The organism is Leifsonia sp. 10L418 (assembly GCF_056395445.1).
This window is the reverse complement of the sequence record NZ_JBFTJN010000004.1, coordinates 163,548-176,859: the sequence shown is the minus strand read 5'-3', so window position 1 is coordinate 176,859 and position 13,312 is coordinate 163,548. Positions and strand designations below refer to the sequence as shown.

Here is a 13,312-nt window from a genome sequence, read left to right as displayed (position 1 = left end):
ACCGTTTGCTCGACGACATCCGCGCCTATATGGACACCGTGGTCGAGCTCCGGGACCGTTCAATTCAAGATGAGCGTGCAAGTCTGCTTACAGCTGACGGAACCGTCGTCGCCGACCCGTATCTCGAATTCATCCTCCCGTACGTGGAGTCAACACGGTCCCTGGCCGATATCGAACATGAGGTTGATACACACGGACTCAAGGATTTCCTGGAACTAGGACTGCTCAAAGGCGTGAAAAACCTGTACGCCCACCAAACAGAAGCGGCCCTCGAATCGATCGGCGGTCGCAATGTGATCGTCGCCAGCGGCACCGGCTCCGGAAAGACGGAGGCGTTTCTCATTCCCATCATTAGCCGTCTGCTCGCGGAGTCTAAGACCTGGCAGGCACCGACGAAAACTCAACCCGAATGGTGGACGAGGCGACCGTCTACGTTTGAGCCGCAGCGACAGAATGACACTCGCTCGAGTGCAGTCCGCGCACTTGTCATCTACCCCATGAATGCGCTTGTTGAGGACCAACTCGGCCGTTTGCGTCGATCACTCGACACGGATCCCATTCGCGATTGGCTCCGCATCAACCGGCGAGGCAATTCCTTTCACTTTGGCCGGTACACATCGCATTCGCTCCCATCAAGGTCCATGACGGGCTCTGGAGTGAAGGACGCCACTGAGGAGTTGCGCAGATCTCTTTCGGCACAGACGGCCCTTGAGGCCAGAGCCCGCGGGCGCGACGAGCTAGTCGGGCAATTCGCGCGGCTGGACGGTGCCGAAATGCGCTCACGTTGGGATATGCAACTCAATCCGCCGGACATTCTCATCACCAACTACAGCATGCTGTCGATCATGCTCGGTCGAGACGACGAGCAGGCAATGTTGGACAAGACGAGAGACTGGATAGCCGAGTCCCCGGACCATATCTTCACGATGGTGGTCGACGAGTTGCATATGCAGCGAGGTACACCAGGTACAGAAGTGGCTTACCTTCTCCGTCGACTGATCCACCGTCTGGGTCTCACTGAAAGACCTGCACAACTTTCCATTATCGGCACGTCAGCCAGCCTTAACGAGAGTCCAGGCAGCCGAAAGTTTCTCAGTGATTTCTTCGGTCAGCCAGAAGACAGCTTCTCTGTGATTCAAGGCGCGACAGTAGAGGTCCCAGACGAAGGACATATCAGTACTGCAATCGCAGCGAAGCTGAGGCACGATCCCTACCAAGCATTGGACGATGGCTCCTATCAATTGGTCCGAGGGAGGTTGACCGCTGCCGCCAAGGTTGATGGCCTGAGTCGCGCCCGTCCATTCACCCAACTCGCGACCGCACTATTTCCCGATGAACTCGACCCGTCAGACTTACTTGATCGCCTCGTTGCGAATGCCGGTCAGGTTACGCCCGCGCCTCTCAAGTTTCGCGCGCATCTCTTCGCAAAGACTGTGGAAGGAGTCTGGGCATGTAGCGACCCCGCATGTCCAGATGTTCCTACCCCGTATCAAAGCAACTCGCGCACGGTGGGTCGTCTCTACATGGAACCGCGACTTCGCTGCAGTTGCGGGGCTCGAGTGCTCGAGCTCCTCGCCTGCAAGGACTGCGGTGATGTCTTTCTTGGAGGCTACTCAGCCGAGGAAGCCCGAACCTCTCGCAAATTCCTGGTGACGAATTCGACCAAGTTGACGGACCTCCCTGAGAAGGCCTCGGCATCCGCTGACGCTTCTCGCTATCGCCTCTACTGGCCAGTCACCACTGGTCGAGAGCCCGTTCGCTCCGGGTGGACGACCCCAGGCGGAACAGCTGGGGATGAGGATCGACCAAGATACACATTCGGGTTTGAGAGGGTCTGCCTGAGCCCGAGTACCGGCATGCTCTCGGCTCCGACCGGCCAACGAGGAAAGCCAGCCACCGGTTTCCTATACACAGTCGCGGAAGACAACGGGCGCCCAGTGACGGGTCTGCCCGGCCTTCCTACACGATGCCCGGCCTGCGGAGCCGATGAGCTCCGCTCTCGAGGGATCCTGGAGTCCGAACAGCGCTCGAAGTCGCCAATCGTGAGCCAGACGATGACCGCTGGACGAATGAATCAAGTGAGTGTCAGAGTCTTGCGCGAATCAATTGGCTCCAAGCTCGTCGTGTTCTCCGACAGCAGGCAAGGAGCCGCACGCACGGCGGCGGACCTGGAATACGGACACTTCTATGATGCGGTGCGTCAACTCACCTTCTCGTCACTACTGAGCAGAGCCGCGCGCCCAATGATTCTGGGTCCTGAAAACGCGGTCCTCCGTCTTGCCCAAGCTGACCAAGAGTACCTGCGAGACAAGTTCCCCAGCGTGAGAGCGGATTATGTGGAAGCCCGGGGAGCTTCGGCTGATGAGATGCCTGTGCCCCCGGACATCCTGCAGAGGCTTCGCCTGTTCCAGGACTCACCAGACGTTGTTCGGTTTGAAGATCTCCGAATAGATGTTGAGAAATCACTCTTGAATGCCGGTGTGAATCCCGGCGGATCGTCATTCGAAGACGATGAGCATGAGTGGTATGCGGCCTATGACTGGCACCAGAACAAGGCCACAGCCCCGCGTGACCCCACGCAGACTAAGAAGCGGCGCTATGACATGATGGCCGCCGCCCAGCGCCGAGAATTACTTCGAATACTCTTTGCGCAAGGAGCCAGAGATATCGAGAGCCTCGGCATTGCGCACGGCGTGCTTGGCGATTCATCGACGAATGTCGGAGGGTTGCCAGCGGACGTCGCTGCCGAGGCGTTGTCAACGATTCTTCGCATCCTTGGGAAGAAGTTCCGCATCCGTGGAATGTCCGAATATGAGCCGGGCCCCGCGTTTCCCCGACGAGTCGGTGAGTTCATCAAGCGCGTCGCGAAACTCAATGATCTTCACGAGGCCACGCTCAAGCAGGACCTCCTCGACGTCTTCGCTATGTCGGCTGGAATTGGCGTTGACCCCGATCGAGTTGTTTTCCAGCGAGGAACCGGCGACGTGTGGGTATGCGATGCATGCACGACGCGCCACCTCCACCCAAGCGCAGGCGTGTGCTCAAACTGCTACAAAGATTTGGCCACCGCGCCGCTGCGCTTAGATCTTCATGACAACTACCACACCCGTTCGTTCGGCAGCGAAATGCAGGTCACTCGTTTGCATGTCGAGGAACTGACCGGACAGACGGATTGGGAGGACGCCCAACTCCGTCAGGCTGAGTTTCAGGACGTCTTTGTGCGCGAAAACGCGGTCGAGATCGCTCAAGGAATCGACGTGCTCTCAGTTACGACGACCATGGAGGCCGGTGTCGACATTGGATCACTCAACGCGGTTTTGATGGCCAACGTTCCCCCGCAACGATTCAACTATCAACAACGTGTAGGTCGCGCGGGCCGCCGCGATGTAGCACTCGCCGTGGCGCTGACTGTCGCACAAGGTGACAAGAGCCATGACGATTACTACTTCAAGAATCCTGACAAAATCACGGGAGATCCCCCGCCCACTCCCTACATCGACGTCCACTCAACGCTCATCGCAAGACGAGTCCTAACGATAGAGCTACTGAGCCGCGCATTTCAGAACAGCCCGCCCTCCCTGCGCCGCGGACGCGCCGTGACCGGACAATTCGGGCGCGTTAGTGCTTGGAACCCTGTTGGCGCCATCCCCGATAGCGGAACCAGACAACTCGTCAAGCTGGGCCTGGCAGACGTTTCATTGGTCCAAAACGCGACTTCGGCGGCGGGGATCTCGCACCTGCGCGACTGGAAAATACTTGTAGAAGATGTGACTTCCAACCTCGTCGACGAAATCGACAAGCTGGTTGAGGCGAGCCCTGATAGAGAGTTGTCCGAGCTGCTCGCCGTTTCCGGCCTACTCCCCATGTACGGGTTCCCTACTCAAGTAAGGGAAATTCACACTCGCCCGCCCACCGGCGGGCTGAGCGAATCCAACCTGGATCGGGAGAGCTCCATTGCAATTGGTGAATTCGCACCCGGGTCAGAGATCGTAAAGGATAAGAAAGTTCACGTAGCCGTGGGCCTTGTCGCGTACTCGAGGAGAAACGGTCGGTCGCTCCCAGTGAAACCTTTCGAGAACTCACGAAAGATCGGTCTTTGCCCGGAATGCCTGACCGTAACCGAGACCGTCACAGCTGTGTCATGCCCGACGTGCAAGAGCACAGATTACGAGGGCTGGGACGTCGTGGAGCCGCTAGGTTACCGTACTTCCTACAAACCGCGCTCGTTTGAGTCCGTGCGACGGAGCGGCACGGGTCGATCCATTCCAAAGGTGGCGTTTGGCAACACGGAATCCGATATCGAGCTGAATACCGAGCTTCAATTCCATGAGGCTGCGAAATTGATCACGGTCAACTCAAACGGCGACAATTTATTCACGTTCAGGTCTTCTCGTGGCAACGGTCAATTCGAAGCAGGGCTCATCGAGACGCGATTTCTTGAGCCAGGTCCCGACGCTGACCGCGCAAATACCACTGGTTGGAGCGGGTCCGGTGAGAGCCTGGCCGTTTCGCTGTTGGCCCAGCGCCAGACTGACGCATTGGCCGTTCGAGTAAGCGAGATGCCGCCAGGGACTGTGCTGGATCCTCGCCGTCCGATAGGGCGTGCTGCCTGGTCATCTCTCGCTTTCACGCTCCGAAACTCTGCAGCCAAATGGTTGGACATCGATCAATCGGAGTTGCAAGTAGGGCTAGCGCCCGCACAGAGATTCGGCCTCCCGGTTGGCGGTCTCTTCCTAGCTGACAGCCTGGACAATGGCGCCGGCTATGCCTCGGCCATCAAGGCCGACATAGGAACCCTTCTCTCTGGACTCGCGGACTTCCTGCAGAGCGTGCATAGCACCGACGGCACACTTTGCGACTCCAGCTGCCACCTTTGCATACGCGACCATCTGAACTGGCCATGGCATGCACTACTCGACTGGCGTCTAGCAGTTGATCTCGCATCGCTGCTGCTTGGCAATGAATTCGACAGATTCCCATTCGATCCGCTGGCGATAGGCACGCTCGCTAAGATGGCGCCCGAGTTCCAGAGTGAGGTCGTAGAGATCGCGGGGATTCCTTCCCTGCGCGGGAGAACTGGGAAAGTCGTCGCCTTCGTTCACCCTTTCGCTGACGTCAGGCCTGAAGGCTCTGCCGACGTCATCACCCGAGCTCGCGAGGCCGCGCCAGGCCTCCAGTTCTCGACGATCTTTGACCTGGCCCGCGAGCCTCAGCGGGTCTTTCAGCAACTTCTCAACTAAGTCTCGCCAAGGCGCTTGATTTATCACCCCTCGTCGAGCTCGTCGACATCGCAATCGAGCTATGACGTTGTTGCCAGCCCGCGGCTGAGTGCCTCCAACCTCGCGTGGCACGGGCTGAGCGTCCAGAACCACTTACTTGATCGGACGTGCCGCGCCCCGCTCGAACAAGGGCGCCACAGACTTGCACCGTGATCGCGTGAGCCGCGTCGCCGGCAACCCTGCCGGCGAAACTCGAACCGATCCGCCGGCGAGTATTCTCGATGCTCGTCGACGTACATCGTCGCTCCGTCCGGCAGCCATGTCGAGATGTGATCGACCTCCGGAACGATTCCCCCCAGTCGATCGCATATGCGTGAGCTCGCGCGCAGCGATGGTTTGCGACCGGTCAACTACATTCGTAAGGTTCACGACAACCCCAGTCAGGTGTGATCTGACTCAGAACGCTTGCGGAACCATGACGGAGGCACTTTGCGTGCGTGCAATCTCTGCAGCCAATGCGCTCACTCGCCTTAGGACGTCCTGCTGGCTTCTATCCAGGTTGAGCGCGTGACAGTGCACACGCACCGTCGACCCAACAATTTCGTGTACCGTCGGTTCCTCTTCGCCCGCCGCATAAATGAGGTGACCATCGCTCAGCCCAAAGCGCGTGCAATACGCGAGCATTTGGTAAACATCTGCATGCGGATAACCGGACGGCTTCTCGGCCTTGTACTTCGCATCCATAATGGCGACGACGTTCTGATGCCTGCTCCACGCGATGTCTGGCCGGATCGCCAGCCGCGTTGAGGCATCCAAATGGCTTCGCAGCTGAGCGGCCACGACTCCCCCATGAATTTCCAGCGCCTCTTTCATCGCCGCGCTTACGAAGTCCTCGAAAAGCTCAGCGACGTTGACTAGAAAGCCCGAGGCGACCACATTTCCGTGCCGATGCTCAAGCGACGAATCTCGGACAATCAGAGCCGCCAACTCGTAAGCCGGTCGATAGTGTTCGTTCCTGCGATCGAAATGGACTGCTCTCGCGGGGATGCCCCGGGGCACCAGCGCAACGCCGAGGAACATCGTTTCAAGTCGCTTCAGGAGGCGACGAGACTCGTGATCCAGCTGCGTCAAACGAAGCAACCGATTGATTGCCGTCACGAACATCCGATTCTCATCGATATCGATCGTTAACTCGTCATACCTGATCTCAATTGGTGCGGGGATACCAGTTCGACGTTTGAGCTGCTCATTGAAGTCGATCCGACCCCGCACGACCGGGGCACTCTCGCGTACCGAGCGATACCCCTGCAGGAGTCCCTTCGACACGGCGGCTCCAAGCTGCCGGATAAACGCCCTTGCCACTGCCGCCAGAACGTCATGGTCAGTATCAAGATCGACGTCTTCGTCGCGCCAAACTCGTCGGCCGTGTGCGTAGCCCAGCAGAAAGAAGAGGCGCACGATGGGCAGCTTGGACGTGATCCTCTCCTCGTGGCCGGCAAGTCGCGCAACGCCCACGCGTTGCACGGCGGTAACCCGCCACACGTCGTCGTCAGTGGTCGGCAGGACCGTTGCAATCTTGTTGTCGGCCAGCGCCAGCGCCACTTCACGGGGCATTACAACATCGATCGGCCGGCTCGCCTCATCGAGATAGACGATCACGCGTCAATTGCCTCCAGCAGTGGCGCGCTCCCGGGATCCGCCGCATTCTCTGAAACAGCTGCCGCGCGGGCGAGTGCTCGTCGAAGCGCCGGAAGCCCGTAGCGTTGACCGACATCCACGCCCTCACCGAAATGATGAATCTTGTCGGCGGGAATCAGATTGCGGCGCAGCGCATAGCCGGCCTTCGCCACCATCGTCGACGTCTTGCCGGATCCTTCCGATTCGACCACCAGCATCCGATTGTCGAAACAGACTACGGCGCGTGCTTGTTCGGCGGTCAGCGGCGACTTCTCGACAGTGTCGAAGAAGTCACGGTTCGATTCGAGCTGTACGGACACGTGATGCTGGTTCTGACCGGCGATAAAGTCGGCAAGCTCGCACTGCCACCGTTCCAGTGCCGCACTGACCCGTGGATTTGTCTCGGCATGGCCCGGAAAGGCCGGGTCGTGGCGCAGTCGTTCGAAACCCAGCGCGTTTCTGCTGGTCTGCCAGTCGGCTGCAAATTCTCGGGTGAGCCAGCCGATGCTGCGTAACTGTTCGGCGGTCGCCGTTTCGAGGTCAGCGACCCACTGCAATACCTTCTCAGAGACCGCGGCAGACTCTGCGCGCAGCGCGGCGGCGCGGATCGCGCGAGCCATTCTCTTGGCTTGCCGATTCGGAACACCCCGCAACCGGATGCGCCGCTCGGGATGTGCGATCTCCACCGTTGCCCAGAACAAGCCGGGTGTGACAGTCACGTCTCCGATGGTGCCCACGTTGACGACAAAGATTCCGGGATCGCCGGAGATAGTGACATCGGCGCCGTCGAGGGTGAGCGTCCACTCGTTGCACTGGCTGACACGTTTGCCCCATCGGGAAGGAGCCCAAGTCGTTTTTGTGCTCAGTGTCCTGCTCCTACCGCGGCGATGAATGCGGCGAAAAGGGCGGTGATCAGGGGCGGGCCAAAAAGCATTGCCGCGACCGTCACGGCCGCGAGGCCGAGCAGCTTCCACAGTGTGCGTCGCACCCGCGCTGAGCGCACCTCGTGCTCGAGAGCGTTGAACTGTGCCAACGCGTTCTCGGTCGGGGGAAGCGTCGCCGGAGGCCAGGTAGCCGGATCATCGAAAATCGCGGCGAGCTCCTGCACCTCGCCGGCACTCATCACGGCAGGGCGCGCCAGAAGCCAGCGCCGCAGATTGCCGGCGGTGAGCACTTTCACCGTCTCGGGCTGTTTCTTGATCGACAGCGACTTGGGGCTGACCAACGCAAGCACCGGCTGCGCGGGCGCAAGCTGCGGCATCCGCTCGGTCAGCATCTTTGTGACGCGTTTCGCTTCGAATTCCGAGTTGCGGATGTATGGCTGCTTCTGCCCAGACACCATCAGTGTGCGCCCGGCGACCCAAACGGCCTTGCCGTTGTGGTGCTTGGTGTTGATGGTGAAGACACCGCCCGGGCCGATGACCAGGTGGTCGATGTCGGCGCCCTTGGTGCCGATGGGGAGGGCGTGGAACACCGTCCACCCCTCGGGCATCGCGTCGAGAATCGCGCCGACGACAATCTCGCCCTGTGCACCCAGATACCAGCTGACGCTGTCGTCGCCCAGCGGGGAGTAGCCGAAGAAGCGACCGAATCCGGTGCGCGGCGGCGTTGCGCTCTGCTGCCGCAGCAGCTCGTCGATCACGGCCTGCGCGGCGAATTGTTGCCGCATGCGTGGCAGTTCGATGGTCATTGGTCCCCCCTGTCCCCTGGGTTGAATCTAGTGGGCGGGGCGACACGGGTCGTAGCCCCAGTACGGGCCCCGACCAGCTGCAAACGCCGGCCATGCTCCAGCGATCTACGCTCCGAGCAACTGCACCTGACCTTGCTCACTGACCACCGGAATCCCGTAGTCGCGTGCCTTGGGTGCCTTTCCCGACAGAGAATCCAGATCGGCAGCCACGACGAGTTTGACCTTCTTGGTCACGGCCGGAGCGACCAAGAATCCGCGCACAGTCAACTCGCTGTGCCAGTCGTCGCGCCCACGCGACATCTCCCCGGTCAGCACGATCCGGTCGCCGACTTCAAGGGCGAAACGAGGGATGCCGAGGGCGGCCGCCTCACCGGTGGTGTGCTCGGCGTGGCCACCACTGGCTGTGTGCGTGGCGTGCCTCGACGCGCTCGGCTGTTGGAGGGCATCCGTCAGCGCACTCGCGGGAATGTCAAGAATTCTGCCGACGGCGGCCAGATCGGTGATCTCGTCCGCGGTTAGGATCCCGTCAGCCCAGGCCACCCGCGCCAGCGACTCAAAGTACTCGAGATGCAGAGCGACACAGCTGTTGCGGTCGAGTCCGAGGTCCTCCGCCAGCCCAACCAGAGCGTTGGTCTCATGTGCCGAAAGTGACCGGTCGAGCAGGCAGCGGTCGAGCAGGCAGCGGTCGAGCAGGCAGCGGTCGAGCAGGGCCAGGTGGTCGAGGTACTCGGTCGGGCCGCCGTACTCGGGCAACTTGAGCGTGATGCGTTCGATGAAGTCGGCGGTCGTCAGCGCGTGGGTATTGCCTTAAACGCAACGCCGGCTCCCGCTGCATCCGCGGAAGCTGCTGCAGCGAGCTGCCTAAACACACGCTGGATGATTCACCGCGACCAGTTCCGAAGGGCCAGGAGCGCGCACCCAAGGTCAACGGCGAACCTCTCCCCCACAAGAAATGCCGATCTCCTCAGGGACGCTTCGTCAACTCGCGAGAATCGCGACCCGGCCGTTCTCACCTGACGCCCAGCAGCTGCCATCTTCGGCGCATTCGACAGAGTCAAAACCTTCATTCAAGGGCAACCACTGCGCCCCATGATCGTAGCTGATGTCGCTTCCGCCCATCCCGACGGTCACGACGGTGTTTGGCCGGCGAGGGAAGACAGCAACCGCTGAGCGAAATCCGCGCGAAACGGGCCCGCCTGTTGCTTCCCATTTCGTGTTGCCCGATTCTGTCGTCATCATCGTCGTCATGTGAGGTAGACCTGGGTTGAGGTAGTTCCCTCCGACGGCAAAACCACGCCCCTCGCCAGTGAATGTGAGTCCAAAGATTCCAGCCATCTCCCGTGAACCCATCACGGTCTCAGAAACCGTCCATGTCTGCCCATGATCAACCGAACCAAAAACCCGGGCACGTTCAGCACCACCGGTCCCGAACCAAGCGGAGTTATTCCGCACCGCAAGGCAGCCGCCGCTCGCGGCGAATGCCCCTTCCCCCGGAAGTGCTTGCGGCATCGAGTCGGCAACCACTTTATGCCAGTTCCGGCCACCGTCAGTTGTTCGAAGGACCAAGAATCGCCCGTCAATCGGGTCTCCAAGGAGCAGCCCATTGCTACGGTCCGAAAACCGCAAACTGTTGAAATAGCTGTCGGGCTCTGTGCCCCGCATAACTTCGAGCCACGTGTTTCCACCATCTTCTGTCCGGTAGATGCGTGAGTCTGCGCCGATCCCGGCCGTCATCGCAAGAGCAGCGTGCGTGTCGAAAGCCGCAATCGCACGGAACTGCAGTTGTTCCGCGCCCTGTGGTGACACATTGTCCCAGTTGCGCCCGCCATCGATCGTACGAAGGATGACGCCGTCGTAACCGGCTAGCCAGACGATCTCCCGGTCAACTACAGCGAGTCCGCGAAAATGCGTGGAGTGCCCAGTGTCGACAAACTCCCATTGGTAAGCGGGTGATTGTGTGCGGGTCACGCTAGCTCTCCACCACTCACCACGTCCTCATGGTTATGGACGAGCACCGGCTGCCACACCATATCCTCGGATGTTCCCGGGAGAGGCCCGCAAATACGGTCGAAGTTCGCAGAAATACGGTTCATCGCTCTTACTTTCCTCAGGGAACGGGCTCGGTCAGCACACGCGCCGGCGAGAAAATGTAATCGACTATTTACTATGCTCGTCGCAAGTTCCCCGGGTCGCGGGGTTAGATTAGCGGAAGTTTGTGCCCGTTGTCACGGGGTGTAGTTCGTTGGACCCGGCGGCGTGGTTGCGGAGCCGGTAAGAGCCCGCCCGCCGGCAGCAGCAGATGGCCCAGTTCGATCACGAGCAGCGTCGGGCCGGCGAAGAACGGTCCCCTATCCCCGTGCCGAATCTAGTCGGTAGGGGCGCGCCGGCCGTAGCCCCAGTCCGGACTCAGCCCGGCTCTAGAAGCGAGCCGTGCGCCCATCGCTCACGCACCCAGCGACTGCACCAGTCCCTGCTTTCGCCGGACCATCGCAGACCTGCACGGCGACTCCCTGCTCGTCGTTGTCGAGTCCCTCGCCGTTGTCCACCAGGTCGAACGTTTGAACGCTGACTGTCGGTGGCGCGGGCTAACGTTGCGCCCAACATGAGCGATGCTCCCCAGGAGTCGCTGCCCGGACCGCCGACGGCCTCGACTGAATGAGATTGCCTCGTGTGAATTATGGAAGCCGCATAATGCCGCTTCACGTCAAGATTTCAAGACGGAGGATCCTGTGAACGACGAATCAACACAGATGCACCGCGAACTTCAGCACCTCATGGCGGATGCCGAGGCCGAGGTGAGAGCGAACGAGACTGAGGCCGCATCCCTCCGCGAGCAGGGATACGCCATTGTCAGCGAAGAGTGGTCCGCGATGATGGCAGAAGTAGCATCCGCGCATGAGGGAATGCGCCGGACGCAACTCGCTCTCGTCAACGCGAAGATTGAAGTGAGCAAGGCGATCTACGGCCCACGCTCACGGGCGTTTGCTGCGGCTGGTCGCCAAGCGGCGGATTTGATCGAAGCTGCTGAACGCGCGAGAGACGATGTGCTCGAGAAGGCGATGAAACCCGCCGCCGAACCCCACGATGCGACAGGAGAAGAAGCTCGGAAGCACTACCAGTCGGCGTTGTTCTCCACGACGATCTTCTTTGACAAAGTGGTGAGGCAGGCCACGGAGCTACTGGAAGCCGCAGAAGGTGACGTGAGCGACTTGTGGATGGAGCACGCTCATCGACCTTGATCAGGTGCAGACTCCCGTTCGTCGCTCTCTGAGGAGATGGGGATGTCGCTCAACGGCACGGTTGTCGCTCGCCAACGCGACAGCGCGCACCCAAACGTCACTCCTTCTTTACGGTCTCGGGGTGACCGAGCACGACGTGCGAGCGCGTGTGGGTGAGGTAGTCGTCTGCCCACGACAAGAGGGCCGATGCCTTCTGCCGGGCTCCGGAGAGCAACGCCACGTGCACGCCCAGCCAGGCGATGAACGCCAGCGGACCCTGCATCTGCACTCGTCTGCGCCCGATCTCCGCGACGGCGGCGCCCCGGCCCACCATGGCCATGTAGCCCTTGTCGACATACCGGAACGGCTCACGCGCGCCACCGGTGAGGTCGGCGTGGATGTTGCGGGCGGCCCATGCCCCTGACTGCTGGGCGACCGAGCCGAGTTGTGGCAGGTGCGCGCCGCGGGCATCCGTGATGTTCGCCGCATCGCCGAGCACGTAGACGCCGTCGACATCCGGCGCGGTCAGATCCGCTCGAACGTCGATGCGACCGCCCCGCCCCTGCGTGAGGCCGGAGCCGCTCAGGATGTCGCCCGCCTTCAGCCCGCCTGCCCACACGACGATGCGGCTGGGGATGGTGCTGCCGTCGGCGAGGGTCACGCCGTCGTCCCGCACCTCGGTCACTCCGGTGCCCATGTGCAGGGTGACGCCGACTTTGAGGAGGTGCTTGCGCGCGTAGGCCTGGGACTTCGCCGAAAACGGCCCGAGGACAGAGGGCACCAGGTCGACGAGGTGCACGTGGCAGCGCGCGGCCAGCGCGGTGGAGAAGTAGCCGGGAACGACGTACTTGATGTTCTCTGCGATCGCACCGGCCGTCTCCACCCCGGTCGGCCCGCCGCCGACGACGACGATGTTCACGCTTGCGGCCCCGGCGCTTTCGCGGTCTGACCGATCGAGGAGGTTCACCGTAGCGCCGCCGAGGCGGGTCGCGTCGAGGAGCGAATAGAGCGGATAGGCGTGCTCCTGAGCGCCCGGGGTGTTGAAGAAGTTCGCCTCGGCTCCGGCGGCGAGCACCAGAATTTCGCCCCGATACGTGGTGCCGTCGACCGTCGTCACCGTATGAGCCGCGGCATCGATTGCGGTGACCTCGTCGGTGAGCACCCGCACGCTCCTTCGACGGTGGAAGATCGCCCGCAACGGCCGGGAGACTTCGGACACCCCGATCTGCGAGGTAGCGACCTGATAGAGCAGCGGCTGGAACTGGTGGTAGTTGTTCTTGTCGATGAGCAGCACTTCGATGCCCTTGCGCCCCAGATCCCGCGCCGCGGCGACTCCGGCGAACCCACCACCGACGATGACGACTTGATATGTCTCAGTCATGCCGGCAGCGTACGCCTCGGTGGGGGTCGATGGCAGGGCTGGGGTGAAGAGCGGGCGGATGCCGGATGCCGGACGTCGGCAGAGACCTCGTGGATTGCGGAACTGTCGGCGCAGACCGCACCGCTCG

General features: G+C 61.2%; 8 protein-coding genes. 2 read left to right on the top strand and 6 right to left on the bottom strand.

Annotation, left to right across the window (positions count from 1 at the left end):
• The first annotated feature begins 5 nt into the window (after nt 1-5).
• On the top strand, nt 6-5,240 hold the full coding sequence (locus tag AC1DCF_RS11080) for a DEAD/DEAH box helicase (RefSeq protein ID WP_477211066.1): 5,235 nt from the start codon (nt 6-8) through the stop codon (nt 5,238-5,240).
• 435 nt (nt 5,241-5,675) lie between these two features.
• Here the strand turns inward: AC1DCF_RS11080 and AC1DCF_RS11075 are convergent, their stop codons facing one another.
• The 5 genes from AC1DCF_RS11075 to AC1DCF_RS11055 all read right to left on the bottom strand — a co-directional run bounded on the left by AC1DCF_RS11075 (nt 5,676) and on the right by AC1DCF_RS11055 (nt 10,554).
• Entirely contained in the window at nt 5,676-6,878 is a 1,203-nt protein-coding gene (locus AC1DCF_RS11075; RefSeq protein WP_477211065.1) for an McrC family protein, read from the bottom strand.
• Nucleotides 6,875-7,870, bottom strand: a complete 996-nt coding sequence (locus AC1DCF_RS11070) for a hypothetical protein (RefSeq protein ID WP_477211064.1) — start codon at nt 7,868-7,870, stop codon at nt 6,875-6,877. Before AC1DCF_RS11070 ends, AC1DCF_RS11075 begins: the two co-directional genes overlap by 4 nt.
• Nucleotides 7,759-8,586: a nuclease-related domain-containing protein gene (locus tag AC1DCF_RS11065; protein WP_477211063.1), complete on the bottom strand. Its 828-nt coding sequence runs from the start codon at nt 8,584-8,586 to the stop codon at nt 7,759-7,761. The genes AC1DCF_RS11070 and AC1DCF_RS11065 overlap by 112 nt, the downstream gene beginning before the upstream one ends.
• A gap of 105 nt (nt 8,587-8,691) precedes the next feature.
• On the bottom strand, nt 8,692-9,339 hold the full coding sequence (locus tag AC1DCF_RS11060; RefSeq protein WP_477211062.1) for a BRCT domain-containing protein: 648 nt from the start codon (nt 9,337-9,339) through the stop codon (nt 8,692-8,694).
• Nucleotides 9,340-9,564: 225 nt separating this feature from the next.
• Nucleotides 9,565-10,554: a WD40/YVTN/BNR-like repeat-containing protein gene (locus AC1DCF_RS11055; protein ID WP_477211061.1), complete on the bottom strand. Its 990-nt coding sequence runs from the start codon at nt 10,552-10,554 to the stop codon at nt 9,565-9,567.
• A gap of 761 nt (nt 10,555-11,315) precedes the next feature.
• Here AC1DCF_RS11055 and AC1DCF_RS11050 point away from each other — a divergent pair.
• Complete coding sequence (locus AC1DCF_RS11050; RefSeq protein ID WP_477211060.1) at nt 11,316-11,825, top strand: hypothetical protein; 510 nt, start codon at nt 11,316-11,318, stop codon at nt 11,823-11,825.
• Between the two features lie 97 nt (nt 11,826-11,922).
• Here the strand turns inward: AC1DCF_RS11050 and AC1DCF_RS11045 are convergent, their stop codons facing one another.
• Nucleotides 11,923-13,185 carry an NAD(P)/FAD-dependent oxidoreductase gene (locus AC1DCF_RS11045; protein WP_477211059.1) on the bottom strand — a complete coding sequence of 421 codons (1,263 nt, stop codon included), beginning with the start codon at nt 13,183-13,185 and terminating at the stop codon, nt 11,923-11,925.
• Nucleotides 13,186-13,312: the final 127 nt, after the last annotated feature.

Excerpts from the sequence above, each read along its gene's own strand:
- AC1DCF_RS11045 (WP_477211059.1), bottom strand. The coding sequence starts at position 13,185 with ATGACTGAGACATATCAAGTCGTCATCGTCGGTGGTGGGTTCGCCGGA.
- AC1DCF_RS11065 (WP_477211063.1), bottom strand. The coding sequence starts at position 8,586 with ATGACCATCGAACTGCCACGCATGCGGCAACAATTCGCCGCGCAGGCC.